Raw genomic sequence first — 23,404 nt, 5'->3', positions numbered from 1 at the left:
TCACCCGTTCAGTACGCGTTTGAACTCTTCCGGCGACTTGTCGCCCAGTCCCAGCTTTTCCAGGGTCCTTGCCTCGGCGGCAAAGTCGCGGTCCAGCAGCCCGCTGGCGATGACGGTCAGGGCGTCGGCGGTCGGCGTCGGCACGCCCATCAGGCGGCCGATCGAGGACAGCAGCGCCAGGCCCATCGGCACGTCTTCGGTGATGAAGCGCGTCTGCAAGGTGGCCGGCCCCTTCGGCCCGCCTTCGCGCGCATAGCGGCGGAACACGGAAATCGACGGTTGCGACAGATCTTCTTCATTGCGGAACTTGCACTCGTCAAAATAGGGTGAAGGCTTGCCGCCGGTGGCGACGATGACGGCGTTCTTTTCGGCATCGAGCTTGTACAGCAGGTTCAGCACCGAGGGTGTAAAAGCTTCGCGGTACATCCAGAACTCGCCTTCCGCATGCTCGATGCGGCTGGCCGAGAGCAGGGTGCCGATGGTGTGCACGATCAGGTTCGGATTGTGCATGGCCGACTCGACCACGTTGGTACGGGTGGCAACATAGGTCGGGAACAGGCGCGCGGCGCGTTCCAGCCCTTCGGCGGCGCGCTCGCGCGGCAGGAAGGCCAGCGCATTGCGCGTGTTGCGGAACAGGACGTTGACGACGCCCGGCTCGACGATGCGCGCGTCATAGGGCAGGCTTTCGCCTTCCGCCAGCAGGAAGCCCTCCTTCTGCTGGTAAGGCAGGAAATAGCAGGAGCCCATGTAGCCGGGCGCCAACAGCACCAACTGGTGTGCTTTCAGGTAGGGACCGATCAGCGCGGCGATCTCGGCATGGCATTGGGTCTGGGTGGTGATGATGATCGCGTCCGGCGTCTCGGCGAATGCTTCCTCGAGGTCGCGCGTGGCCAGGGCGATCGACGCCGTGCTGGTCTCGCCGCCTTTCGGATTGCTGATGAGCTTGATCGTGCGGGTCTCGCGCACGGTATCGAAGTTCTGATCGTGCAGCGAGTGCGAGGTTTTCAGCAAGGCCACCCGGTGCCCGTCCTGTGCCAGGATCGCGCCGAGCGCGCATCCCGCATTGCCTGCACCTACCATTAACACATTCATGCGTCCTCCATTCGACCGGCCGCGCGGCACGACGCGGCGAGCGTCGGTGCCAGGCTCCGCCATGAGGCGGCGGCCCGGTCATCGGGTTCATCAAGGCGGCAACCGCATGGGACGTCGCGCAAACGCTTCCTCAGGAGAAGTCACAATGCCTCTCCGCGTCACCGCACGAATAGAAAATTATCAAACAAGCACATCTTTTATCTGCTCATCGATGAAATTAAGATAAGTTTGTTCAATTCGGAAGTCAACCGAATTCCGGACCGCGTATGGGAACAAGAAGCGTACAGATCGGCTAAAAAAGAACACATTTTGCCCACTGTTAATAGGACTTAATGTATTTAGGAAACAAGCAGCTGCAGGCTGTTCCACTCTACGGACGAGCAGGAAGTGACGGAGTGAACGATGCCGGAAAGCTTTTTCTGCCCGTAGCCTAGACTTGATGAACCTGCTTTGGAGCATGAGACTTATACACATATTGTTACAATTTTGCTCATGCAACAAGGGTTCTTTCCTTTGTTAGATCAGCCCGCTGGAATGCTGACTTGCCAAAGTTTTTCGTGCGATAGTGCTTGGTTTTGACAGGCAGGTACCCTGGTTTTTTAACCAGATATGCATGTCAAACCGGTTCCATCTTTGGCGACATCAAACCTAGCAGCTTGAAATTCCATGAAAAAACTCCTTGTTCTTTTGCTCCTTGCCGCACAGCCTTTTCTGGTTTTTGCCCAGTCCGGCCGTACCAGTCTTTCGGAAAAAATCGATACGACCAACCTGAACCTGAAAACCCTTGGTGAGCAGATCACCGCGAACGATCATACCGACTACCAGAAAGCGAGTACTTTGCTGAGCTGGGTAAGCAATCGACTGGAGTGGGTGGCAACCGACCACAAGCGTAGAACCGTGAAAGAGATTCTGGAACGCGGGGCCGGTAATTGCTACGACCTGGCCCAGGTGTATGTGGCGATCGTCAAGGCGATGAACATCAGGACGCGCTCCATTGCCGAGGTCAACCTGTCGCGGCTGCATCCCGAACGCCAGGGCCAGGCGGAGCAGTTGGTGAAGGAAAAAGGAGCGCGCTATTCCCTCTTCGGCGCCCGCCATAACGATCACCGGTGGCTGGAAGTGTTTGACGAGACCTCGGGCACGTGGTTGCCCGTCGATCCGACCATGAATGTGATCGGGGTCGAGCAATGGGTGAAAGCGCGGCTCGGATTCGGCAAACGCATCACGATCGACCCCGCCATTTCCGACGACATGATCGCTCCGTTTGCAGTCTTCGTCACCGGCGACAAGAGCGACAGCATGGTGGAAAACCGCTCCATGTATTACATGGTGGATCAGTTCGACAAGGTATACGACAACGAACTGTCCAAGCTTCCCTCATGGAGCAAATGGGTCAGGTCGATCGCATTACTGTCCGAACACGCGAAACTGGCGATGGAAAGCAAGGAGAATTTCCATCACTACAGCAGCCAGGTCGCGGAACTGGATACGATCTACCAGGATTTAAAGAATGAATACCTGAACGCCCGGAAAAAGGAAGTGAATACATAAATCAATAAAAAAGCCCATGTGGCCATGGCACACATGGGCTTTCGTTCAGCAGCGAGGCTGGACGAAGCTGACGCTTACTCCACCGTCACCGACTTCGCCAGGTTCCTCGGCTTGTCCACATCGGTCCCACGCGCCAGCGCCGTGTGGTAAGCCAACAGCTGCAGCGCCGCCACGTGCAGGATCGGCGACAGGTCGCCATAGTGTTCCGGCAGGCGGATCACGTGCAGGCCGTCGCCCGAGGTGATGCGCGAGTCGACGTCGGCGAACACGTACAGTTGGCCGCCGCGGGCGCGCACTTCCTGCATGTTCGACTTCAGCTTTTCCAGCAACGCATCGTTCGGCGCGATCGTTACTACCGGCATCTCTTCGGTCACCAGCGCCAGCGGGCCGTGCTTCAGTTCGCCGGCCGGGTAGGCCTCGGCGTGGATGTACGAGATTTCCTTGAGTTTCAAGGCGCCTTCCAGCGCGATCGGGTAGTGCATGCCGCGGCCCAGGAACAGCGCGTTTTCCTTGCGCGCGAATTCTTCGGCCCAGGCCATGATCTGCGGCTCGAGCGCCAGCACCGAGCCCAGCGCGACCGGGAGGTGGCGCATCATTTTGAGGTGTTCGGCTTCTTCGGCGTCGGTCAGGCGGCCGTTCACTTGCGCCAGGGTCAGCGTCAGGAGGAACAGCGCGGCCAGCTGGGTCGTAAACGCCTTGGTCGAGGCGACGCCCACTTCCACGCCGGCGCGGGTGATGTAGGCCAGCTTGCACTCGCGCACCATGGCGCTGGTGGCGACGTTGCAGATGGTCAAGGTGTGCGGCATGCCGAGGCTGCGCGCGTGCTTCAGCGCGGCCAGGGTGTCGGCCGTCTCGCCGCTCTGCGAAATGGTCACGACCAGGGTCTGCGGGTGCGGCACGCTGTCGCGGTAGCGGTATTCGCTGGCGATCTCGACGTTGACTGGAACCTTGGCGATGCACTCGATCCAGTACTTCGCGGTCAGGCCGGCGTAGTAGCTGGTGCCGCAGGCCAGGATCAGCACGCGGTCGATTTCCTTGAACACGCCATAGGCGCCGTCGCCGAACAGTTCCGGCATGATGCCGGTCACGCCTTCCAGGGTGTCGCCGATGACGCGCGGCTGTTCGAAGATTTCCTTCTGCATGTAGTGGCGGTACGGGCCCAGCTCGGCGGCGCCGGTGTGGGCATGCACGGTTTTCACTTCGCGCTCGACCGGACGGCCTTCGCTATCGACGATCCAGTAGCGCGCCAGCTGCAGGTCGACCACGTCGCCTTCTTCGAGGTAGATGATCTGGCTGGTGGTGCCGGCCAGCGCCATCGCGTCCGAGGCCACGAAGTTCTCGCTCTCGCCCACGCCGACGATCAGCGGCGAGCCCTGGCGGGCGGCCACCACGCGGTGCGGCTCTTCGCGCGAGAACACGGCGATCGCATAGGCGCCGTGCAGGCGCTTGACGGCCTGCTGGACGGTGTCGAACAGGTCGCCGTTGTACATGTGGTCGACCAGGTGGGCGATGACTTCGGTGTCGGTCTGGCTGGTGAATTCGTAGCCGAGGCCCTTCAGTTCGCTGCGCAGCTCGTCGTGGTTTTCGATGATGCCGTTGTGGACAAGTGCGATGCGCGCATTGTTTTCGCTTGGCGAGAAGTGCGGGTGGGCGTTGTGCGAAGCCGGCGCGCCGTGGGTGGCCCAGCGGGTGTGGGCGATGCCGGTGAAGCCGTCGAGGTGGGCTTCGCGCACCTGCTCCTCGAGCTCGGCCACGCGCGAGGTGCTGCGTGCACGGGTCAGTTTGCCGTCCAGGTGCACGGCCACGCCGCAGGAATCATAGCCCCGGTATTCGAGACGCTTCAGGCCTTCGATCAGGACTGGGGTGATATTGCGCTTGGCGACTGCACCGACGATACCGCACATGGTTGGACCTCATCTAAAAGATTTGCAATGAAATCTATCGTAGAGCAACACGATTGAAATAAGCTTTCAGAATTCATCTGAATTTGATAGATTATTTCATCAGTACATAGACATGAAATATTCTTTCATCTTAAGCGAATTTTTTTATACTTATTTCAAACGATGTCAGATCAACCACTCCTCGACGAACTTGATCGTCGCATTCTGAATACATTGCAGGCTGATGCATCGCATACGAATGCGGAATTGGCGGAACTCGTGCATGTGTCACCGCCGACTTGTTTGCGCCGGGTGAAACAACTGACCGACAGCGGCGTCATCCAGCGCCAGGTGGCGATCGTCGACCCGGCCAAGGTCGGCGCGCGCCTGAGCGCCATCGTCGAGATCACGCTCGACGTGCAGGCCGCCGAGCGCATGGACGAGTTCGAAGCCCTGGTGGCGCAGGACGCCGCGGTCCTGCAGTGCTACCGCGTCAGCCCGGGGCCCGATTTCGTGCTGATCGTGCAGGTGGCCGACATGCCGGCCTACCACGCGCTGGCGCACCGCCTGTTCACGGCGCACGCCAACGTGCGCAACGTGAAGGCCTATTTTTCCACCCACCGCTCCAAGTTCGACACCCGGATCGCAGTCTGATTCCAGCAGAAAATCCTGTGGATAATTTTGTGGATTAGCACCCGGAAAACCACAGGACAAGTCTGTGATTAGCCTGTGTTTTTCCTGTGCCTTTCCTGTGATTAGCCTGTCGGTACCCGGTGGATTACTTCTTCGTCTTCACCGGGCGCGACCAGCCTTCGACCGTCAGCTGCTTCGGCCGCGAGATGGTCAGCTTGCCCGCCGGCGCATCCTTGGTCAGCGTCGTGCCCGCTCCCAGGGTCGCGCCCTTGCCGACGGTGACCGGCGCCACCAGCTGGCTGTCGCTGCCGATGAAGGCGTCGTCCTCGATCACGGTGCGGAACTTGTTGGCGCCGTCGTAGTTGCAGGTGATGGTGCCGGCGCCGATGTTGACGCGCGAGCCGACGGTAGCGTCGCCCACATAGGCCAGGTGGTTGGCCTTGCTGTGCGCGGCGACCTGGCTGTTCTTGATCTCGACGAAGTTACCCACATGGACGTCCTCGCCCAGTTCGGTACCCGGGCGCAGGCGCGCATAGGGACCGATCTGCGACTTGTCGCCGACCACGGCATCCTCGATGTGGCAGAAGGGCTTGATCTGAGCACCGGCTCCGATCTTCGCATTCACCAGCACGCAGTGCGGGCCGACCGTCACGCCGTCCGCCAGCTCCACGCGGCCTTCGAACACGCAGCCGACGTCGATCACGACATCGCGGCCGCACACCAGTTCACCGCGCACGTCGATGCGGGCCGGATCCATCAGGGTCACGCCTTTTTCCAGCAGCGCATTGGCGATGTTCAGCTGGTGGCGGCGCTCGAGCTCGGCCAGTTGCACCTTGCTGTTGACGCCGGCCACCTCCCACTCGGCCGAAGGCTGGGCCGACACCACCGGCACGCCGTCCGCGACGGCCTGGGCCACGATGTCGGTCAGGTAGTACTCGCCCTGGGCATTGTTGTTCGACAACGCCGCCAGCCAGCGCTTCAGGTGGACGGTCGGGATGCACATGATGCCGCTGTTGATTTCGCGGATCGCGCGCTCGGCTTCGCTGGCATCCTTTTCTTCGACGATACGCACGATGCTGCCGTTCTCGCGCACGATGCGGCCCAGGCCGAAGGGATTGGCCTGCTCGACCGTCAGAATGGCGAGCTTGTCCGTGCCGGCGGCTTCCACCAGGCGGCCGAGCGACGCGCCGGTCGTCAGCGGCACGTCGCCGTACAGCACCAGGGTCGGCACGCTCTCGTCCAGCTGCGGCACGGCCTGCATCACCGCATGGCCCGTTCCCAGCTGCGGCTGCTGCAGGGCGGTATCAATCTGGGTACCGGTCTGTTCGGCCAGTTTGCCCACCATCTCCGGCACCGCTGCGCCTCCGTGCCCGTAAATGACGCATAATTTACTCGGCGATAAACTACTGGCCGTATCGATGACGTGCCGCAACAGCGGTTTCCCCGCCAGTGGATGCAAGACTTTCGGCAGCGCGGATTGCATGCGCTTTCCCATGCCGGCGGCGAGGATTACAACGTTCATAAAGCCGTCCTCAAATAATTGATAATATGAAAAATTTTATCACGCTGGATACCTTGTTCCGGCGCACTATTGCTGTATGCCTGATCGCACTGTTCGCCCTCGCTGCAGGCTGCAGCTCGGTGCGTTTCACCTATAACCAGGGCGATACCTTACTGTATTGGTGGTTGGATTCCTATGCCGATCTGGAAGGCGAACAGGCCACCGTCGCCAAGCGCGACATCGACAAGCTGTTCCAGTGGCACCGCCAGACCCAGCTGCGCGATTACGCGGCACTGCTCGGCACCATGCAGAAGGAACTTGCCGGCAACCCGAGCCAGGCCGACCTGGTCGGCATCTACAAGGAAATCCGTGTCCGCGGCGAACGGTTGGCAGCGCGCGCCGTGCCGGAAATGACCACCCTTGCACTGTCCATCAAACCGGACCAGATCGCCGACATCGAGCGCAAGTTCAATTCGAAAAACGAGGAGTTTCGCCGCAAGTTCGTCGAAGGCAGCCAGGAGAAGCGCCAGCGTGAACGCTACAAGAAGGCGATGAAGCAGCTCGAACTGTGGTTCGGGAACTTCAACAGCGAACAGCAAGCCCTCCTGCGCAAGGCGTCCGACGCCCGCCCGCTCGACAGCCACATCTGGCTGGAAGAACGCGTCTGGCGCCAGCGCCGCATCCTCGGCCTGCTGCGCAAGTTTCAGCAGGAAAAGCCGAACCGCGAGCAGGCCGCGGCCCAGATCGCAGCGATGCAGCGCGAGTTCTTCAACCGCACCGAGTCGCCCGAGCGCAAGGCCTTTTACGACACCTACCTCGACCAGACCACGAAATTCATGCTGACCGCGATCCGCATCGCCACCCCGGCGCAGAAAAAGCACGCGCACGAGCGCATGCAGGGCTGGATCAACGATTTCCAGGCCTTGGCAGCCGGTAAATAAGGGCCGGGCAGGCGCTGGTGCTGGCTGATGCTATAGTGCCGCCCATGCAAAAGAAGTCCTCCAAACCCTCCAAACCAGCCCACGGGGCTCCCCGCCTGGCGCCGCGCCAGGTGCGCATCATCGGCGGCGCCTGGAAACGCGCCTTGCTGCCGGTACTCGACGCCGATGGCCTGCGCCCGACGCCGGACCGCGTGCGCGAAACCGTCTTCAACTGGATCCGGCACCAGCTCGGCGGCGATTTCGAAGGCACCAGCTTCCTCGACCTGTTCGCCGGCTCCGGCGCCCTCGGCTTCGAAGCGGCCAGCCGCGGCGCGGCCTCGGTGACGATGGTGGACAACCATGGGGCGGCGGCGCGCCAGTTGGAAGCCAACCGCGACAAGCTCAAGGCCGGCAACGTCAAAGTGCTGCGCGCCGACGCGCTGGTGCTGGTCAAGGACCTGGCCGCGCGCGGCCAGCGCTTCGACGTGATTTTCCTCGATCCGCCCTATCAGCTGGGACTGCTCACCCAGATTCTGCCGCTGTGCCAGGCTATTCTGAATGAAGACGGCCTGGTTTTTGCCGAGACGGGAGAAGCCTTGCCGCTGGACGCCGAATTGCCCGACTGGCTGGAAGGCTGGGATGCGATCCGCGCCGACAAGGCCGGCATGGTCTATTACTACCTGCTGAAATCGACGCAGGCCGGCGCTTGAAACGCCCAGGGCAATAAAACCTGCACAAAGATTGGGCAAAAGCCGCCCCAGGCTGGGGCGGTTGCCGGATTTTCAGGCATAATGCGCGTTCTGATTAGGTGATTCTCCAGGGAGCCGCAATGGTTGTAGCCGTTTATCCAGGTACTTTCGATCCGCTCACGCGAGGGCACGAAGATTTAGTGCGCCGCGCATCGGGTCTGTTCGACCGCCTGGTCGTCGGCGTCGCCGACAGCAAGAACAAGCGACCGTTCTTCTCGCTCGACGAGCGCCTGGAAATCGCCAATGAAGTGCTCGGCCATTATCCGAACGTGCAAGTCGAAAGCTTCTCCGGCCTGCTCAAGGATTTCGTGCGCCAGCACGATGCGCGCGTGATCGTGCGCGGCCTGCGCGCGGTGTCCGACTTCGAATACGAGTTCCAGATGGCGGGCATGAACCGCTACCTGCTCCCCGATGTCGAAACCTTGTTTTTGACCCCTTCCGACCAATATCAGTTTATCTCGGGCACCATCGTGCGCGAGATCGCGATGCTGGGCGGCGACGTCTCGAAATTCGTCTTCCCATCGGTGGACCGCTGGCTGCAGAAGAAGATCGCATCCATCAAGGCGGCGCCGGCGGCCTGACCAGCAACAATCCGCAGCAAACCCGCAGCAAGGAACGAGCACTGCCATGGCACTGATGATTACCGACGATTGCATCAACTGCGACGTCTGCGAACCCGAATGCCCGAACGACGCCATTTCGATGGGCGCCGAGTTCTACCAGATCGACCCGCACAAGTGCACCGAGTGCGTCGGCCATTTCGAACAGCCGACCTGCGCGGAATTGTGCCCGGTCGCCTGCATTCCCCTCAATCCCGAGTGGCGCGAAACACGCGAGCAGTTGCACGCCAAATATGAACGCCTGACTGCCGCCAAGGCAGAGGCCTGATCCCCAAGCCGGCTGTTCTGCCGGCTTTTTTATTGCCCCAGCTTTGTAGTCCCTATCCAGGCGCGTGCGCGCGCGCATGCCCGCCGCCGGTGCTATGCTGGTTCGATGGAGACGCCCGACGACAACAGGCAAGCCCTCCCATCCGCCTTCCAGGAGCACCTGGGCACGGTGGCGGAATTCTACGCACGGCATAATCAGGAACTGTCCCCGGCTCAAAGAGCTGTCGAGAGAATCAGCTTCTTCCTTGGCAGCCCGGGCTATGTGGTCGGCAACCTGGTATTCGTCGTGCTCTGGATTGGCTGGAACCTCGCAGCGCCCGAACTCGGCTTCAACCAGTGGGACGAGCCGCCCTTCTTCTGGCTGCAGGGACTCATCGCCCTGAACGCCTTCATTATTTCCACCACCGTGCTGATTCGCCAGAATCGCATGTCCACCCTCGCCAGCCAGCATTCCCACCTCGACCTGCAGATCAACCTGCTGGCGGAAGAAAAGAACAGCAAGATCATCCGCATGCTGGAAGAACTGCGGCGCGACCTGCCCAACATCCGGGACAAGTCCGACCCCGAGGCCGACGAACTGGCCAGGCCGACCGATACGCAAGCCGTCCTGTCCATCATCGAGGACTCGGCGGAGCAGTTCAATTGCGAGCGCAAATAATTTACTGCGCACGATCCGAAAAAGGTCCTGGAGCACAGACATGGCCGCTTGCGCGCGCCTTACTACCAATACTCATCCATATTCTGTAAGAGAAGTTGAATTGTGTTGAACCTCTTCTATTACTGAACAATATTCATCCTTCATGCCCATAACTTCTCCCAAAGGCACTGTCGATGCACTGCTTTTCTTCGCCCGCCCCCATCCGTCTAAGATCGCGCTTGTTTCCGCATCATGCTCATAACGTCATCGATTGACTCTTCATTTCGCACTTCTGAAAGATTCGTCTCTGATTCACATATCGACTCTTCGTGAACTTTGTTAAATCGAATGGGCGAGAAAAGCCCGGTGACGAAGAGTCACCAAAGCTACTACGCTGGATGGTCGGTAACGTGCCGGCGAGGCCGGAATGACGGGCGAAAAAAAACGCGGCGTCCGGATCGGAGGCCGCGTTCAAACGGAGAAAACTGGATCAGTGGCGCTTGGCCAGGTGGGCTTTCGGCGGGCGCGGGCGCACGGTCAACACGGCGGCGCGGCCAATACCGACGAGCAGCGGACGGAAAAACATGGCGACACCGCCCAGCAGCGCAAGGCCGGTGGCGGCACGGAGGACCTGGCCGACAGGAACGGCTGCAACGGCAGCGCCGGCGGTCTGGATGAGGCTTAATGAGGCAGACATGATGTGCGAATTGTTCAGTTGGGCACAATATAGTGCGATGCAACATATAAATCTAATTCTGTTCACTGATGACGCTTATGCATTCTGTGAATACTTGAGGTACACTGGGCGCACCTTCCGTATTGCCACCAACCAGTTCCCATGAGCTTCCTGACGCTTGACCTGAACCTGCTGCGCGTCTTCGACGCAGTGATGACCGAGCAAAACCTCACCCGCGCCGCCGGGCACCTCGCGATGACCCAGCCGGCGGTCTCGAACGCGATCAAGCGGTTGCGCGAAAGCCTCGGGGACGAACTGTTGATCCGCACCGCCTATGGCGTCAAGCCGACGCCGCGTGCGGAAGCGCTGTGGCCGGCAGTGCGCCAGGCCCTGGCCGCGCTGGAGGCGGCCGTGATGCCGGAAACCTTCGACGTGTCGAAAGCCCAGGCGACCTTCCGGATGGCGATGGCCGACGCGACCGCCGCCCTGTGGCTGCCCTCGCTGATGCGTTCGATCGAGCGCGAAGCGCCGGGCGTGAACATCCGCATGGTGCCGCTGACGACGCGCGAACCGCGCCCGATGCTGCTGCGCGGCGACATCGACCTGGCGGTGGGCTTCTTCCCGGGCGTGGCGGCCCAGCTGTCGTACGAGACCGGCTCGCCGATCCGCCACGAGCGCCTGTATTCGGGCGTCTACGTGTGCGTGATGCGCAAGGACCACCCGCTGGCCAAGGAAAAGCTGGATCTCGACACCTACTGCAAGGCCAACCACCTGTTGGTGAGTTTTTCGGGGCGCGCGCACGGCCTGGTCGACGAAGCGCTGGCGCAGATTGGCCGCGAGCGCCGCATCCTGCTGACGGTGAACCAGTTCTTCACGGCAGGGCGGGTGGTGGCGAACTCGGATTTGATCACGGTGCTGCCCAAGCACCTGATGGTCTCGACCGGCATGACCGACGCGCTGGTCTGGCGTGAGCTGCCCTTCCAGCTGCCGGCCGTGCATCTGGACATGCTCTGGCACGAGCGTGACGGCCGCAGCCCTGCGCACCGCTGGCTGCGCAAGAACCTGGAAAGCATGGCGGAGAGTGCGGCGCCGAAGACCGGCGCGCGCAAGGTCGTCTGATCTGTCTTACCGTAGGGTGGTCGGCTGTGCCGACCGCGCGTTCAACTACACGGTGAGATGACGCGAATCGGCTATTCCACGGCTGGTTGAACGCGCGCAGTGATCTGGTCCAGTGGACCAGATCACAAAAAGCCGTCCACCCTACAACTGCGTTTTACCTGATCGGCAGCTTGGTGGTGTTCTTGACCTCTTCCATCACCGCATACGTGTGCGTCTCGCGCACGCCCTTCTGCAGCAAGGTCTTGCCCAGGAATTCCCGGTAGGCCGCCATGTCCTTGACGCGCGCCTTGACCAGGTAGTCGAAGCCGCCCGCCACCATGTGGCATTCCAGCACTTCCGGAATCATCTGGACGCTCTGTTTGAATGCATCGAACACCTCGGGAGTGGTACGATCGAGCACCACTTCGATGAACACCAGCAGCGACACATCCAGCAACTGCGGGTTGAGCTGGGCGGTATAACCCATGATGTAGCCGGACTCGTGCAGCTTGCGCACGCGCTCCAGGCAGGCGGCAGGAGACAGGTTGACACGCGCCGCCAGCTCGACGTTGCTGATTCGCCCGTCGTTCTGGAGTTCCGCCAGAATTTTCTTACTGATCTTATCGAGCATGGTCTCTCTCCAGCCATGTAAATATTATTTGGTCAGATTGTCGCACCAAAAACTATCTTTTGCTAGTCTGTCGTAAAAACAGAATTAATCCAGAAGATTTCCTTCTACAATCGAATCATTCCAAGGTATTGCGCAGTACGCCGTCCGCCATTCTCGCGGGTCGGCGTTTTTTGCTGCGTCGAGCCTATGTTCGATTCCTTTTTAGAAGACCCGCCATGCACATTGACGCCGCCCTGGCTAGCACCTCGGCCACCACTTTCGTTCCCTTCGATGCGCTCAAGCAGGAGGTCAAGCAGGACCAGACCCCACTGCGCGAGGCCATCACCGCCGCCTACCGCCGCGATGAAACGGAAGCGGTCCAGTGGTTGCTGGCCCAGGGCGCCAGCGCCAACGCCGACGCCACCATGCTGGCCCACCGCCTGGTCTCGAGCGTGCGCGAAAAGCGCACCCGCTCCTCGGGCGTGGACGCGCTGATGCACGAGTTCTCGCTGTCGTCGGAAGAAGGCGTGGCGCTGATGTGCCTGGCCGAAGCGCTGCTGCGCATCCCGGACAGCGAAACCGCCGACCGCCTCATCGCCGACAAGATCAGCCGCGGCGACTGGAAGAAGCACCTGGGCGAATCGCCTTCGCTGTTCGTCAACGCGGCCACCTGGGGCCTGCTCATCACCGGCAAACTCGTCTCGACCAACAGCGAAAAGAACCTGGGCTCGGCGCTCACCCGCCTGATCGCCAAGGGCGGCGAGCCCCTGATCCGCAAGGGTGTCGACATGGCCATGCGCATGCTGGGCAACCAGTTCGTCACCGGCCAGACCATCGAGGAAGCGCTCAAGAACAGCCGCGAGAACGAAAGCCGCGGCTACCGCTATTCCTACGACATGCTGGGCGAAGCCGCACTGACCGAGCTGGATGCGAAAAACTACTATGCCTCCTACGAGAGCGCGATCCACGCGATCGGCAAGGCCTCGAACGGCCGCGGCATCAAGGATGGCCCGGGCATCTCGATCAAGCTGTCGGCCCTGCACCCGCGCTACAGCCGCGCCCAGTACAGCCGCGTGATGGGCGAGCTGCTGCCGCGCGTGCGCAGCCTGGTCCTGCTGGCAAAGCAGTACAACATCGGCATCAACATCGACGCCGAAGAAGCCGACCGCCTCGAGATCTCGCTCGACATGCTGGAAATGCTCGCTTTCGATCCCGAGCTGGCCGGCTTCGAGGGCATCGGCCTGGTGGTGCAGGCTTATCAAAAACGCTGCCCCTTCGTGATCGACTTCGTGGTCGACCTGGCCAAGCGCAGCGGCCGCAAGTTCATGGTGCGCCTGGTGAAGGGCGCTTACTGGGACGCCGAGATCAAGCGCGCCCAGGTCGACGGCATGCCGGGCTATCCGGTCTACACCCGCAAGGTGTACACCGACGTGTCCTATCTGACCTGCGCGCGCAAGCTGCTGGCGGCGAGCGACATCATCTACCCGCAGTTCGCCACCCACAACGCGCACTCGCTGTCGGTGATCTACACCTGGGCCAAGGCCGACGGGGTCAAGAACTACGAGTTCCAGTGCCTGCACGGCATGGGCGAAACCCTGTACGACCAGGTCGTCGGTTCGAACAAGCTGGACAAGGCCTGCCGCATCTACGCGCCGGTCGGCTCGCATGAAACCCTGCTGGCCTACCTGGTGCGCCGCCTGCTGGAAAACGGCGCCAACTCCTCGTTCGTGAACCAGATCGTGGACGAGAAGGTGGCCATCGACACCCTGCTGGCCGATCCCTTCGAGCAGGCGCGCGCCGCCGGCGGCAAGCCACACCCGGCCATCGCCCTGCCGCTGCAGCTGTTCGGCGCCGAGCGCAAGAATTCAAGTGGCCTCGACCTGGTCAACGAACACATGCTCACCGCCACCGCCGAAGGCCTGGCCAAGCAGCGCCAGCACAACGCGATGCCGCTGATCGCCGGCCCGGTGGAAGCAAGTGAAACCGCCAAGGTCGTCAACCCGGCCATGTCGAGCGACGTCGTCGGCCAGGTGCAGGAAGCCACGCGTGCCGACGTCGACACCGCCCTGGCCGCGGCTAGCGCCTTCGCCGGCGAATGGGAAAGCACCCCGGTCGAGACCCGCGCCGCCATCCTCGAGCGTACCGCCGACCTGTTCGAACAGAACGGCACCGAACTGATGGCGCTGGCCGTGCGCGAAGCCGGTAAATCGCTGCCGAACGCGATCGCCGAACTGCGCGAAGCGGTCGACTTCCTGCGCTACTACGCGGTCGAGATCCGCGCATCCAAAGCCGAAGGCGCACTCGGTCCGGTGACATGCATCTCGCCATGGAACTTCCCGCTGGCGATCTTCACCGGCCAGGTGGCAGCAAGCCTCGCGGCCGGCAACGTGGTGCTGGCCAAGCCGGCCGAGCAGACCCCCTTGATCGCGCACCGCGCGGTCGAGCTGTTCCTGGAGGCCGGCTGCCCGCGCGCCGCGCTGCAGCTGCTGCCGGGCCGCGGCGAGGTGGTCGGCGCCGCACTGACCTCGGACTCGCGTGTGAAAGGCGTGATCTTCACCGGCTCCACCGAAGTGGCGCAGCTGATCAACCGCACTTTGGCCAAGCGCGCCGAACAGGAAGGCATCGACATCCCGCTGGTGGCCGAAACCGGCGGCCAGAACGCGTTGATCGTGGATTCCTCGGCGCTGCCGGAGCAGGTGGTGCAGGACGTGCTGTCCTCGGCCTTCGACTCCGCCGGCCAGCGCTGCTCGGCGCTGCGCGTGCTGTTCCTGCAGGAAGACATCGCCGACAAGACGATCACCATGCTCAAGGGCGCGATGCAGGAACTGCGCGTCGGCTCGCCCGACCGCCTGGCCACCGACATCGGCCCGGTGATCGACGCCGAAGCCCAGCGCAACCTGCTGGCCCACATCGAGCGCATGCGCGCCACCGCACGCAGCCATTTCGCGCTCGCGCTGCCGGACAGCGTCGACCGGGCCGGCACCTTCGTGCCGCCGACCGTGCTGGAAATCGGCTCGATGGCCGAACTCAAGCACGAAGTCTTCGGCCCGGTACTGCACATCGTGCGTTACCGCCGTGCCGACCTGGCGAAAGTGGTCGACACCATCAACGCCACCGGCTACGGCCTGACCCTGGGCGTGCATTCGCGCATCGACGAGACCATCGACTTCATCGTCGCACGCGCCCACGTGGGCAACATCTACGTGAACCGCAACATCGTCGGCGCGGTCGTGGGCGTGCAGCCTTTCGGGGGCGAGGGCAAATCGGGCACCGGCCCGAAAGCCGGCGGTCCGCTCTACCTGAAGCGCCTGCAGCGCCATGCGGCGCCGCTCATGGAGCACAGCCGCAGGTTCGATGCCGGCCTGGACGCGCTGCTCGGCTGGCTGCGCAACGACGGCCAGCTCGACGTGGCAACGCTGGCGCAAGGCTACGGCCGTACGGCGCTGAACGGCGTCGAGATCGCCCTGCCGGGTCCGACCGGCGAGCGCAATACCCTGGCCTTCACGCCGCGCGGCACCGTGCTGTGCGCGCCGAAGACGGCTGCCGGCCTGCTCAACCAGCTGGCGGCCAGCCTGGCCGAGGGCAACCGGGCACTGGTGCTGGCCGCGCCGGATCTGATTCCGGCGAACCTGCCGGCATTGGTGAAGGAGCGCGTGCGCTTCATCGGGGAAGATGAAATCGAGGCCAGCGAGTTCCAGATCGCGCTGCTGGAAGCGGGCCTGAACGGTTCGCTGCGCAGCAAGCTGGCGGCGCGGACCGGGGCCATCGTCGGCATTGTCGACACCAGCGCCACCGGGCCGGTCGCCCTGTGGCGGCTGGTGGCCGAACGGGCCGTCTGCGTCAACACGACGGCGGCTGGGGGCAACGCAAGCCTCATGACGCTGGGAGTGTAATCATCGGGGAGCGCAAGCTCCCCTTTTTTTATGCTGAACCCGTAGGGTGGACGGCACAGACGTCCACCCTACAAAATCTTCGAAACAGGCGTACCGTAATGCCGTAGCAGCTTCACATTCTTATACATCTTGGAGGTAGACATGCTTGTTGGCGTACCAAAAGAGATCAAGAATCACGAATACCGTGTCGGGATGACGCCACCTTCGGTGCGCGAACTGACGTCGCGCGGCGTCGACGTCATCGTGCAGCGGGGCGCCGGCGAGCAGATCGGGCTATCGGACGAGCAGTACATGGCGGCGGGCGCCGGCATCGTGGCCACGGCGAAGGAAGTCTTCGCGCGGGCCGACATGATCGTCAAGGTCAAGGAGCCGCAGCCGCTCGAGTGCGCGATGCTGCGCGAGGGGCAGGTGCTGTACACCTACCTGCACCTGGCGCCGGATCCCGAACAGACTGCCGCCCTGGTGAAATCCGGCGCGGTCTGCATCGCCTACGAAACCATCACCGGCGCGGGCGGCGGCCTGCCGCTGCTGGCGCCGATGAGCGAAGTGGCCGGCCGCATGGCGATCCAGGCCGGCGCCAGCCACCTGGAAAAATCGAAAGGCGGCATGGGCCTGCTGCTGGGGGGCGTGCCGGGCGTCGCCGCCGGCCATGTGGCGATCATCGGCGCCGGCGTGGTCGGCACCAATGCGCTGCAGATGGCGGTCGGCACCGGCGCGCGCGTGACGGTGCTCGACAAGAACGTCGACCGCCTGCGCCAGCTCGACCTGGTCTACGGTAACCGCATTTCCACACTCTACTCCAACGCGCAGGCGATCGAAGAAGCGGTGCTGGATGCCGACCTGGTGATCGGCGGCGTGCTGGTGCCGGGCGGCGCGGGGCCCAAGCTGGTCAGCCGCGACATGATCGCGCGCATGAAGAAGGGCGCGGTGGTGGTGGACGTGGCGATCGACCAGGGCGGCTGCTTCGAAACCTCGCACCCGACCACCCATGCCGACCCCACGTTCGTGGTCGACGGCGTGATCCACTACTGCGTGGCGAACATGCCGGGCGCGGTGGCGCGCACCTCCACCTTCGCGCTCAACAATGCCACCATCGGCCATGCCGTGGCGCTGGCGACCAAGGGCTGGCGGCAGGCGCTCCTGGACGACGTCCACCTGCGCAATGGCCTGAACGTCTGCCAAGGCAAGGTGACCTACGAAGCCGTCGCCCGCGACCTGAAGTACGACTACGTGCCGGCCGAATCGCTCCTGGGCTGAAGCGGGCTGGCGACCAGATCCCGGCACAGGCGCCGGGTGACGTGGAACGCATACTGCGCGGCGACCGATTTCACGAAACGCATGAAATCGGTCGCGGCGTTTTCGTTGGCGTTGTCCGACACGGTGCGGATCACGGCGCAGGGCACGCCCAGCTCGTGGCACACCTGGGCCACCGCGGCGCCTTCCATCTCGACCGCCACCAGGCCGGGAAGGGCCTCGTTGAGCGCGTTCAAGCGCAGGCGGTCGTTCATGAACTGGTCGCCGCTCGCCACCAGGCCACGGTGCACGCGCGGCTGCACCAGCCGGAATTCGCGCCGTTCTCCCTCGCTGATCGCGCTTGCCAGGTCCTGCTCGAGGAAGTCATGGGCGGCGCGCGACAGGCGCAGCGACAAGCCCTGGTCCGGCTGGAAGTGCGTCAGGCCGGTGAGCGGCACCTCGAAACGGGGAAACAGCGGGCTCGCATCCATATCGTGCTGGACCAGGGCCTCCGCGACCACGATATCGCCAACCTGGACCGTTTTATCCCCCGCACCAGCCACGCCGGTAAAGAGGATGTGGGTAACTCCGAACTTTTCCACAAGCGTTGTGGCCGTCATCGCAGCGGCAACCTTGCCAATTCGCGATAGGACGCACACAGCGTCGATTTCCCACAGGTTTCCTAGCCAGTAGTCACGCTTGCCATGGATGAGCTTGGCGGGCCCTCTCATGGCTTCTACGAGCCCCAACTGTTCTTCGTGCAGCGCGCTGATGATCCCCAGTCGCATGTTTTCCTTTGTTTTATTGCGTTTTTACTATGAAAGCAGCTTGCGGAAGTACACCACGCGCTCGGTTTCCTCGAATCCAAGCGCGCGGTGCATCGCATGGCTGGCCGTATTCTCGAGCAAGGCATCCGAGGCCATCTCGGTGCAGCCCTGTCTTTTCGCCCATTGCTCGGCAGCTTGCACCAGCAAGGCAGCGATTCCCTGCTTGCGGAAGGCCGGATCGACATACAGACCTTCCAGAAAGCCGACTGGAGACGACTCGGTGCCGTTGACGCAGTCGCTGCGCAGCGCCACTTCGACCAATCCCTGGGGCTCTCCGAGGTGCGAGTAGGCGAGGAACTGTGCATAACGGCCAGCTTGTGCACACAGTTCCTGCATTTCCTGCAAGTGTTCGGCACGATCGGCAGGCCACAAGGCCATGCGCAGCTGCAGCCAGCCGGCTTGTTCAACGCTTGTGCACGGTTTGATCGAGCTCATGAGCCTGCTGAATCCTACGCTTGAGTTGCCATTTTGCTTGTCTTACGAGCGTGAGGCCAGCAAAAACCTGTTTTTCCTGGTTTTTTCCGGCTTTTCTGGCTGTTCCGGCAGTGCAGCGCATCAAGGTATTAGTTAACTAAAGTTTGTATACAAAGCTGGTAGTAGATAGTAAACGCGGCTTCTTCTGTTGATAACTCGCGTTTACTCCACAGCATCAAGGACTTGCAGGCGCGTTTACCGCTTGCACAAAGCTTGTGTGGAGTCTGGACGAAACTTGGACAGTTTTCGCGCGAAGCAGGAATTGCCGTGTTCTGCACATCCGATCCTGTGGATATGCAGCGACTTTTCCACAGTGGCGTCAGCAACAATCCGCCGAAGGATGGTTTTGGAGGCGTTCTGGAGACAGTGGGAGCTTGGCAGCCGATCCTGGCAGATGCGGGTGGCCGGGCAGTGGCGGATGCCTTGGTGGCCGACAGGTGTTCGAGCCGGAAGCGCGTTGCGGCTGGATTGGTGCTGTTGGTTTTGTCGTTGTAGTAAACAAGTTTGTATACAAACTGGTAGTAATAGTAAACGCGCTATTTGCTGTGGATAAGAAAGGTTTTCTCCACAACGTCAATGGTTTACGGTCGCGTTAACCTGCTGGACAAGGCTTGTGTTTGAACTGGAGGAAACTTGGACAGAATATTGGGCATGCGGGTTAAGCGGCTGTTCTACACATTCGATCCTGTGGATATCCCAGCGGTTTTCCACAGATGAGTTCGAAAATCGGGGTTTTGCAGTCATGGCCTGCAGACGATAGGGCTGACGGGCTTTCAGCTGCCGAGCTGGCGCGACGCAGGCGCTCCTAGCGGCGAGGCAGACCAGGCTTGCGGTGCCCTGATCCTGATGTGCTGCTCAAGCGTGTGATCGGTTTTTTGCATGCAGGGCAGGCAGTGAGAACTGCTTTGCCAGGGCTGTGTCGACGGCTTGCGACGCAGGGAAAAAAAATTTCAAAAATTTTTCTCGAGGTTTACAAACAAAGTTTGTATACAACGATAGTAGTAGTGGTTAACGCCGGCCCCACGTTGTGGACAAGACGGTTAACGCCTGCAAAATCATTGGTTTACCGATCGTATAAGGCAGTGCATCAGTGGCGCGTGAAGCTTGCCTGAAAACTGGACAAGTTTTTGACCTCCCTCCATATCCCCCAGTTCTGCACAAAACAGACCTGTGGATATCAAGAGGCTTATCCACAGATGGCCCCTGGACTTCCGTTTACGATCTGGTAAGCTTGCCTCAACGAATGACGAACGGAGGGTCCATTGGATCTCGACGCGCTGTGTCGATTGCCCGTGCCATGTGCGCCGAAGAGCGGCGGTGCGCATGCGCTCAGCCCTGGAAATAGGGGCGGGCACGGCAATGGCGGCGCGGTGCGGGAACGCCGGCCTTGATCTCGGCGGGCGAGTACGATTACATCATCGTCGGCGGCGGCACGTCCGGCTGCGTGCTGGCGAACCGGCTGACGCGCAACCCGGACCTCGAGGTCCTGCTGGTGGAAGCCGGCGGCCGAGACGATTACCTGTGGATCCATATCCCGGTCGGCTACCTGCATTGCATCGGCAATCCGCGCACCGACTGGCTGTTGCGCACCGAGGCCGATCCCGGCTTGCATGGAAGGGCGCTGATCTACCCGCGGGGCAAGGTGCTGGGCGGTAGTTCGTCGATCAACGGCATGATCTACATGCGCGGCCAGCCGGCCGATTACGAGCGCTGGGCGATGGTAGTTGGCGACGATTCCTGGCGCTGGGAAAGGGTGCTGCCGCTGTTCAAGCGCAGCGAAGACCACTATCTGGGCGCGAGCGAACTGCACGGCGCCGGCGGCGAGTGGCGTGTCGAACGACAGCGGCTGTCGTGGAAAATCCTCGACGCCTTTCGTGAAGCGGCAGCCGAGACCGGCATCCCGAAGATCGACGATCTGAACGCCGGCCGTGGCCAGGGTTCCGCCTATTTCGAGGTCAACCAGCGGCGCGGCATCCGCCTGAACACGGCGAAAGCCTTCTTGAAACCGGCGGCAAAACGGCCGAACCTGACGATCATGACCGGCTGCCACGTCGAGCGCCTGCTGTTCGAGGACGGTGCGCAGGGCAAGGTCTGCACGGGTGTGCGCTTCACCGGCGGGGGCCAGGCGTATACGGCGACGGCGCGGCGCGAGACTTTGCTGGCGGCCGGAGCGGTAGGGTCGCCGCAGATCCTGCAGCTGTCCGGCGTCGGGGCAGCCGGCGAACTCCAGCGCCATGGCATCGCGCCGGTCATGGACCTGCCCGGCGTCGGCGGCAACCTGCAGGACCACCTGCAGCTGCGCATGATCTTCAAGGTCCGCAGCGTGACGACCCTGAACACGCGCGCCACCAACTGGTTCGGCAAGACGCTGATCGGACTGGAATACGCCTTGTTCCGGAGTGGTCCGATGTCGATGGCGCCGTCGCAACTGGGTGTGTTTGCCAAGTCGGCCCCCGAGCTGGCGGCGCCTGACCTGCAATACCACGTCCAGCCCCTGTCGCTGGACAAGTTCGGCGATCCGCTGCACCGCTTCCCGGCCTTTACCGCCAGCGTGTGCAACCTGCAACCAACCTCCCGGGGGCAGGTTCGCATCGCATCCGGCGACAGCTATGCGCCACCGCAGATCACGCCGAACTACCTGAGCACGGAGGCCGATCGCGAGGTCGCCGCCGCGGCGCTGGCGCTGACGCGCCGTATCGTGGCCGCGCCGGCACTGGCAAAATACCGTCCCGAAGAATTCATGCCCGGCCCGCAATACCAGAGCAAGGAAGAACTCGCCCATGCGGCAGGGCTGGTGGGCACCACGATTTTCCATCCGGTCGGCACTTGCCGCATGGGCCGCACGGACGATCCGCTGGCCGTGGTCGACAGCCGCCTGCGGGTGCGCGGTATCGGCAAGTTGCGCGTGGTCGATGCCTCGATCATGCCCTTCATCACCTCCGGGAACACCAACTCCCCGACCATCATGATCGCGGAAAAGGCCGCGCAGGACATCCTCGCGGAACAGGCCCGGTGAATGTCAGCCGGGTGCATTGACGACGATGCTGGCCGCGACTGCGGGCCGATTCCTTGCACATTGAATGTCAAACGAAAGCGAGCAATGAGCAATGCATTATTGAAACCTAGCGCTGCAAAACGCTTGTGTACCGTCGTGTTGCTGAACGCGATTGGCATCCCCTTCGCTGATGCTTGCCGGATGCCACCGCTCACGCAGGTAGTGACACCTGAACAGCAAATTGCAATCGCGGCGGATGTGTCTGTCGCCAAGGTCATCAGGGCAACTCCTTCTTCGATCCCGGCGTCTGGCGGACGCCCATCGGTCGAGTACGAATTCGCAGTGCAAGAGCGCATCTCGGGAGCGGCTGACACGCGTTTCACGCTCGTTGGCGCAAGCGGAGAAACGCGCCCCGGGCCTGCCTCGAGCGACCATGGCGATGATGCGTTCTGGGAGCGCGGCGGCGGTCGCCTCTACAACGACTCGGACTGCGTGCTGAGACCGAATTTCACGCTTGGCGAAACCTACCTGGTCTTTCGCGGGAGTCCGCCCACTTGGCGTAGTTTCGAGCACATCGCATCCATCGGCGGCAGGCCGAATCCCGACGATCGGTGGCTGGCTTATGTGAAGGCGAAACTTGGAGCAGCGCAGAAATAGTCTGCGGTGTTGCCGCAGGAACCAGGCTTTTGAGCCGGTATAAGTACATCATGATATTGTTGAGGAACTCGGTGCGCTGCTCGAGCGTGGCCACAAGCGGACACGCGGCGGAGGGCGGCTGCCCATTGCCTGTGGAGCGGACATGAATCTGGAATCCCATTACGTCGACGTACACGGCTTGCGCATGCATTACGTCAGCGCGGGCGAAGGACCGGCCGTGATCCTGATGCACGGTTTTCCGGACACCCATGCCATCTGGCGCCTCCAGATCCCGGCGCTGGTCGCCCAGGGTTTCCGGGTCATCGCGCCCGACATGCGCGGCTACGGCAAGACCGACGCGCCGCCCTCTACCGGCGCCTACGCCGTCGAGTTCCTGTGCGCCGACATCCTCGGCCTGATGGACCGGCTCGGCCTGGAGAAAGCCTCGCTCGTGGGCCACGATTGGGGCGGGCTGGTCGGCTGGCAGCTGTGCATGAATGCGCCACGGCGCTTCGAGCGTTTCGTCACCCTGTCCACCGGACATCCGGCGGCGATCGCGCATGCCGGCGTCACCCAGCAGATGCGCTTCTGGTACATCCTCGGTTTCCTGATGCCGGTCGTGGCTGAACACGCGATCCGTGCCAACGACTGGTTCTTCCTGCGCCAATTGACGAAGCGCCCGGAACAGGTGGCGATCTGGCGTGCGGCGCTGGAGCCGGAAGGGCGCCTGACCGCGGCCTTGAACTACTACCGCGCCAACGTGAAGCTGGGCCGGCCGCACCACTGGTGCCCGGTCGAGGTGCCGGTCATGGGGGTCTGGAGCGATCGCGACCCGGCGCTGGGCGAGAAGCAGATGCTCGATTCACTCCACCACTGCCGCGCCGGTTTCCGCTACGAGCGCCTGAGCGGGGCGGGGCACTGGATGCAGTTGTCGGCAACCGATCGCCTCAATGCCCTGTTGCTCGACTTCCTGCGCTCCTAGGTATCGCGACACGCTCGGCATTCACGTATTGTTGCGTCGCAACAACGACTACTCTTGCGCTGTGCATGAACTAGGCCAACTATCCCGGCACGCTGGCTGATTGCTGTTTGAAGGATGTGGCTGCCGT

Annotated in this window: 21 protein-coding genes; 15 read left to right on the top strand and 6 right to left on the bottom strand. The window is 62.2% G+C overall.

What is annotated here, in order from left to right; genetic code table 11:
• A complete protein-coding gene (locus ACK4S9_RS15040) occupies positions 1-1,092 on the bottom strand; it encodes an NAD/NADP octopine/nopaline dehydrogenase family protein (protein ID WP_409726935.1) in 1,092 nt (363 codons plus the stop codon).
• A 666-nt stretch (positions 1,093-1,758) separates the two neighbouring features.
• Here ACK4S9_RS15040 and ACK4S9_RS15035 point away from each other — a divergent pair.
• Entirely contained in the window at positions 1,759-2,643 is an 885-nt protein-coding gene (locus ACK4S9_RS15035; RefSeq protein ID WP_409726933.1) for a transglutaminase-like domain-containing protein, read from the top strand.
• Positions 2,644-2,717: 74 nt separating this feature from the next.
• On the opposite strand, the gene glmS is transcribed toward ACK4S9_RS15035, so the two are convergent.
• Entirely contained in the window at positions 2,718-4,547 is a 1,830-nt protein-coding gene (gene glmS, locus ACK4S9_RS15030; RefSeq protein ID WP_409726931.1) for a glutamine--fructose-6-phosphate transaminase (isomerizing), read from the bottom strand.
• 162 nt (positions 4,548-4,709) lie between these two features.
• On the opposite strand from glmS, the gene ACK4S9_RS15025 reads away from it, so the two are divergent.
• A complete protein-coding gene (locus ACK4S9_RS15025; protein ID WP_409726929.1) occupies positions 4,710-5,180 on the top strand; it encodes an Lrp/AsnC family transcriptional regulator in 471 nt (156 codons plus the stop codon).
• A gap of 124 nt (positions 5,181-5,304) precedes the next feature.
• Here the strand turns inward: ACK4S9_RS15025 and glmU are convergent, their stop codons facing one another.
• Positions 5,305-6,681, bottom strand: coding sequence for a bifunctional UDP-N-acetylglucosamine diphosphorylase/glucosamine-1-phosphate N-acetyltransferase GlmU (glmU, locus tag ACK4S9_RS15020; RefSeq protein ID WP_409726927.1), 1,377 nt, complete (start codon positions 6,679-6,681; stop codon positions 5,305-5,307).
• Between the two features lie 26 nt (positions 6,682-6,707).
• On the opposite strand from glmU, the gene ACK4S9_RS15015 reads away from it, so the two are divergent.
• The 7 genes from ACK4S9_RS15015 (at position 6,708) to ACK4S9_RS14985 (ending at position 11,648) form a co-directional block, all read left to right on the top strand.
• Positions 6,708-7,601 (top strand): DUF6279 family lipoprotein, encoded by an 894-nt coding sequence (locus tag ACK4S9_RS15015; protein WP_409726925.1) that lies wholly within the window; start codon positions 6,708-6,710, stop codon positions 7,599-7,601.
• A 44-nt stretch (positions 7,602-7,645) separates the two neighbouring features.
• Positions 7,646-8,290 carry a 16S rRNA (guanine(966)-N(2))-methyltransferase RsmD gene (gene rsmD, locus ACK4S9_RS15010; RefSeq protein ID WP_409726923.1) on the top strand — a complete coding sequence of 215 codons (645 nt, stop codon included), beginning with the start codon at positions 7,646-7,648 and terminating at the stop codon, positions 8,288-8,290.
• 119 nt (positions 8,291-8,409) lie between these two features.
• Positions 8,410-8,910, top strand: a complete 501-nt coding sequence (coaD, locus tag ACK4S9_RS15005; RefSeq protein ID WP_409726921.1) for a pantetheine-phosphate adenylyltransferase — start codon at positions 8,410-8,412, stop codon at positions 8,908-8,910.
• Between the two features lie 46 nt (positions 8,911-8,956).
• Positions 8,957-9,217 (top strand): YfhL family 4Fe-4S dicluster ferredoxin, encoded by a 261-nt coding sequence (locus ACK4S9_RS15000; protein WP_036216851.1) that lies wholly within the window; start codon positions 8,957-8,959, stop codon positions 9,215-9,217.
• Positions 9,218-9,322: 105 nt separating this feature from the next.
• Complete coding sequence (locus tag ACK4S9_RS14995) at positions 9,323-9,874, top strand: DUF1003 domain-containing protein (RefSeq protein ID WP_409726918.1); 552 nt, start codon at positions 9,323-9,325, stop codon at positions 9,872-9,874.
• 406 nt (positions 9,875-10,280) lie between these two features.
• Positions 10,281-10,538 carry a hypothetical protein gene (locus tag ACK4S9_RS14990; protein ID WP_409726916.1) on the top strand — a complete coding sequence of 86 codons (258 nt, stop codon included), beginning with the start codon at positions 10,281-10,283 and terminating at the stop codon, positions 10,536-10,538.
• A 153-nt stretch (positions 10,539-10,691) separates the two neighbouring features.
• A complete protein-coding gene (locus tag ACK4S9_RS14985) occupies positions 10,692-11,648 on the top strand; it encodes a LysR family transcriptional regulator (protein WP_027864665.1) in 957 nt (318 codons plus the stop codon).
• Positions 11,649-11,802: 154 nt separating this feature from the next.
• On the opposite strand, the gene ACK4S9_RS14980 is transcribed toward ACK4S9_RS14985, so the two are convergent.
• Positions 11,803-12,258: an Lrp/AsnC ligand binding domain-containing protein gene (locus tag ACK4S9_RS14980; RefSeq protein WP_005664065.1), complete on the bottom strand. Its 456-nt coding sequence runs from the start codon at positions 12,256-12,258 to the stop codon at positions 11,803-11,805.
• 215 nt (positions 12,259-12,473) lie between these two features.
• On the opposite strand from ACK4S9_RS14980, the gene putA reads away from it, so the two are divergent.
• Entirely contained in the window at positions 12,474-16,130 is a 3,657-nt protein-coding gene (gene putA / locus ACK4S9_RS14975) for a trifunctional transcriptional regulator/proline dehydrogenase/L-glutamate gamma-semialdehyde dehydrogenase (RefSeq protein WP_409726914.1), read from the top strand.
• A 141-nt stretch (positions 16,131-16,271) separates the two neighbouring features.
• A complete protein-coding gene (ald, locus tag ACK4S9_RS14970; protein ID WP_409726912.1) occupies positions 16,272-17,387 on the top strand; it encodes an alanine dehydrogenase in 1,116 nt (371 codons plus the stop codon).
• On the opposite strand, the gene ACK4S9_RS14965 is transcribed toward ald, so the two are convergent.
• Positions 17,357-18,151 (bottom strand): 5'-methylthioadenosine/adenosylhomocysteine nucleosidase, encoded by a 795-nt coding sequence (locus ACK4S9_RS14965; protein ID WP_409726910.1) that lies wholly within the window; start codon positions 18,149-18,151, stop codon positions 17,357-17,359. The genes ald and ACK4S9_RS14965 overlap by 31 nt on opposite strands.
• A gap of 27 nt (positions 18,152-18,178) precedes the next feature.
• Positions 18,179-18,625 (bottom strand): aminoglycoside 6'-N-acetyltransferase, encoded by a 447-nt coding sequence (gene aac(6'), locus ACK4S9_RS14960; RefSeq protein WP_409726908.1) that lies wholly within the window; start codon positions 18,623-18,625, stop codon positions 18,179-18,181.
• Between aac(6') and ACK4S9_RS14955 the strand changes: the two genes are divergently transcribed.
• The 4 genes from ACK4S9_RS14955 to ACK4S9_RS14940 all read left to right on the top strand — a co-directional run bounded on the left by ACK4S9_RS14955 (position 18,624) and on the right by ACK4S9_RS14940 (position 23,277).
• Positions 18,624-18,761: a hypothetical protein gene (locus tag ACK4S9_RS14955; protein WP_409726906.1), complete on the top strand. Its 138-nt coding sequence runs from the start codon at positions 18,624-18,626 to the stop codon at positions 18,759-18,761. The two genes, aac(6') and ACK4S9_RS14955, sit on opposite strands and share 2 nt — an antisense overlap.
• Positions 18,762-20,051: 1,290 nt before the next feature.
• Complete coding sequence (locus ACK4S9_RS14950) at positions 20,052-21,680, top strand: GMC family oxidoreductase (protein ID WP_409726904.1); 1,629 nt, start codon at positions 20,052-20,054, stop codon at positions 21,678-21,680.
• 84 nt (positions 21,681-21,764) lie between these two features.
• A complete protein-coding gene (locus ACK4S9_RS14945; protein WP_409726902.1) occupies positions 21,765-22,316 on the top strand; it encodes a hypothetical protein in 552 nt (183 codons plus the stop codon).
• A gap of 142 nt (positions 22,317-22,458) precedes the next feature.
• Positions 22,459-23,277: an alpha/beta fold hydrolase gene (locus ACK4S9_RS14940; RefSeq protein WP_409726900.1), complete on the top strand. Its 819-nt coding sequence runs from the start codon at positions 22,459-22,461 to the stop codon at positions 23,275-23,277.
• Positions 23,278-23,404 lie beyond the last annotated feature (127 nt).

The sequence above is a fragment of the Massilia sp. genome, assembly GCF_046293535.1.
Taxonomy (GTDB): Bacteria; Pseudomonadota; Gammaproteobacteria; order Burkholderiales; family Burkholderiaceae_D; genus Telluria.
The sequence above is the reverse complement of the archived record's forward strand: the minus strand, read 5'-3'. Positions and strand labels throughout refer to the sequence as shown.

Coding starts and splice junctions, on each gene's coding strand:
- ACK4S9_RS15040 (WP_409726935.1), bottom strand. CDS start 1,092: ATGAATGTGTTAATGGTAGGTGCAGGCAATGCGGGATGCGCGCTCGGC.
- ACK4S9_RS15035 (WP_409726933.1), top strand. CDS start 1,759: ATGAAAAAACTCCTTGTTCTTTTGCTCCTTGCCGCACAGCCTTTTCTG.
- glmS (WP_409726931.1), bottom strand. CDS start 4,547: ATGTGCGGTATCGTCGGTGCAGTCGCCAAGCGCAATATCACCCCAGTC.
- ACK4S9_RS15025 (WP_409726929.1), top strand. CDS start 4,710: ATGTCAGATCAACCACTCCTCGACGAACTTGATCGTCGCATTCTGAAT.
- glmU (WP_409726927.1), bottom strand. CDS start 6,681: ATGAACGTTGTAATCCTCGCCGCCGGCATGGGAAAGCGCATGCAATCC.
- ACK4S9_RS15015 (WP_409726925.1), top strand. CDS start 6,708: ATGAAAAATTTTATCACGCTGGATACCTTGTTCCGGCGCACTATTGCT.
- rsmD (WP_409726923.1), top strand. CDS start 7,646: ATGCAAAAGAAGTCCTCCAAACCCTCCAAACCAGCCCACGGGGCTCCC.
- coaD (WP_409726921.1), top strand. CDS start 8,410: ATGGTTGTAGCCGTTTATCCAGGTACTTTCGATCCGCTCACGCGAGGG.
- ACK4S9_RS15000 (WP_036216851.1), top strand. CDS start 8,957: ATGGCACTGATGATTACCGACGATTGCATCAACTGCGACGTCTGCGAA.
- ACK4S9_RS14995 (WP_409726918.1), top strand. CDS start 9,323: ATGGAGACGCCCGACGACAACAGGCAAGCCCTCCCATCCGCCTTCCAG.
- ACK4S9_RS14990 (WP_409726916.1), top strand. CDS start 10,281: ATGACGGGCGAAAAAAAACGCGGCGTCCGGATCGGAGGCCGCGTTCAA.
- ACK4S9_RS14985 (WP_027864665.1), top strand. CDS start 10,692: ATGAGCTTCCTGACGCTTGACCTGAACCTGCTGCGCGTCTTCGACGCA.
- ACK4S9_RS14980 (WP_005664065.1), bottom strand. CDS start 12,258: ATGCTCGATAAGATCAGTAAGAAAATTCTGGCGGAACTCCAGAACGAC.
- putA (WP_409726914.1), top strand. CDS start 12,474: ATGCACATTGACGCCGCCCTGGCTAGCACCTCGGCCACCACTTTCGTT.
- ald (WP_409726912.1), top strand. CDS start 16,272: ATGCTTGTTGGCGTACCAAAAGAGATCAAGAATCACGAATACCGTGTC.
- ACK4S9_RS14965 (WP_409726910.1), bottom strand. CDS start 18,151: ATGCGACTGGGGATCATCAGCGCGCTGCACGAAGAACAGTTGGGGCTC.
- ACK4S9_RS14955 (WP_409726906.1), top strand. CDS start 18,624: ATGAGCCTGCTGAATCCTACGCTTGAGTTGCCATTTTGCTTGTCTTAC.
- ACK4S9_RS14945 (WP_409726902.1), top strand. CDS start 21,765: ATGAGCAATGCATTATTGAAACCTAGCGCTGCAAAACGCTTGTGTACC.
- ACK4S9_RS14940 (WP_409726900.1), top strand. CDS start 22,459: ATGAATCTGGAATCCCATTACGTCGACGTACACGGCTTGCGCATGCAT.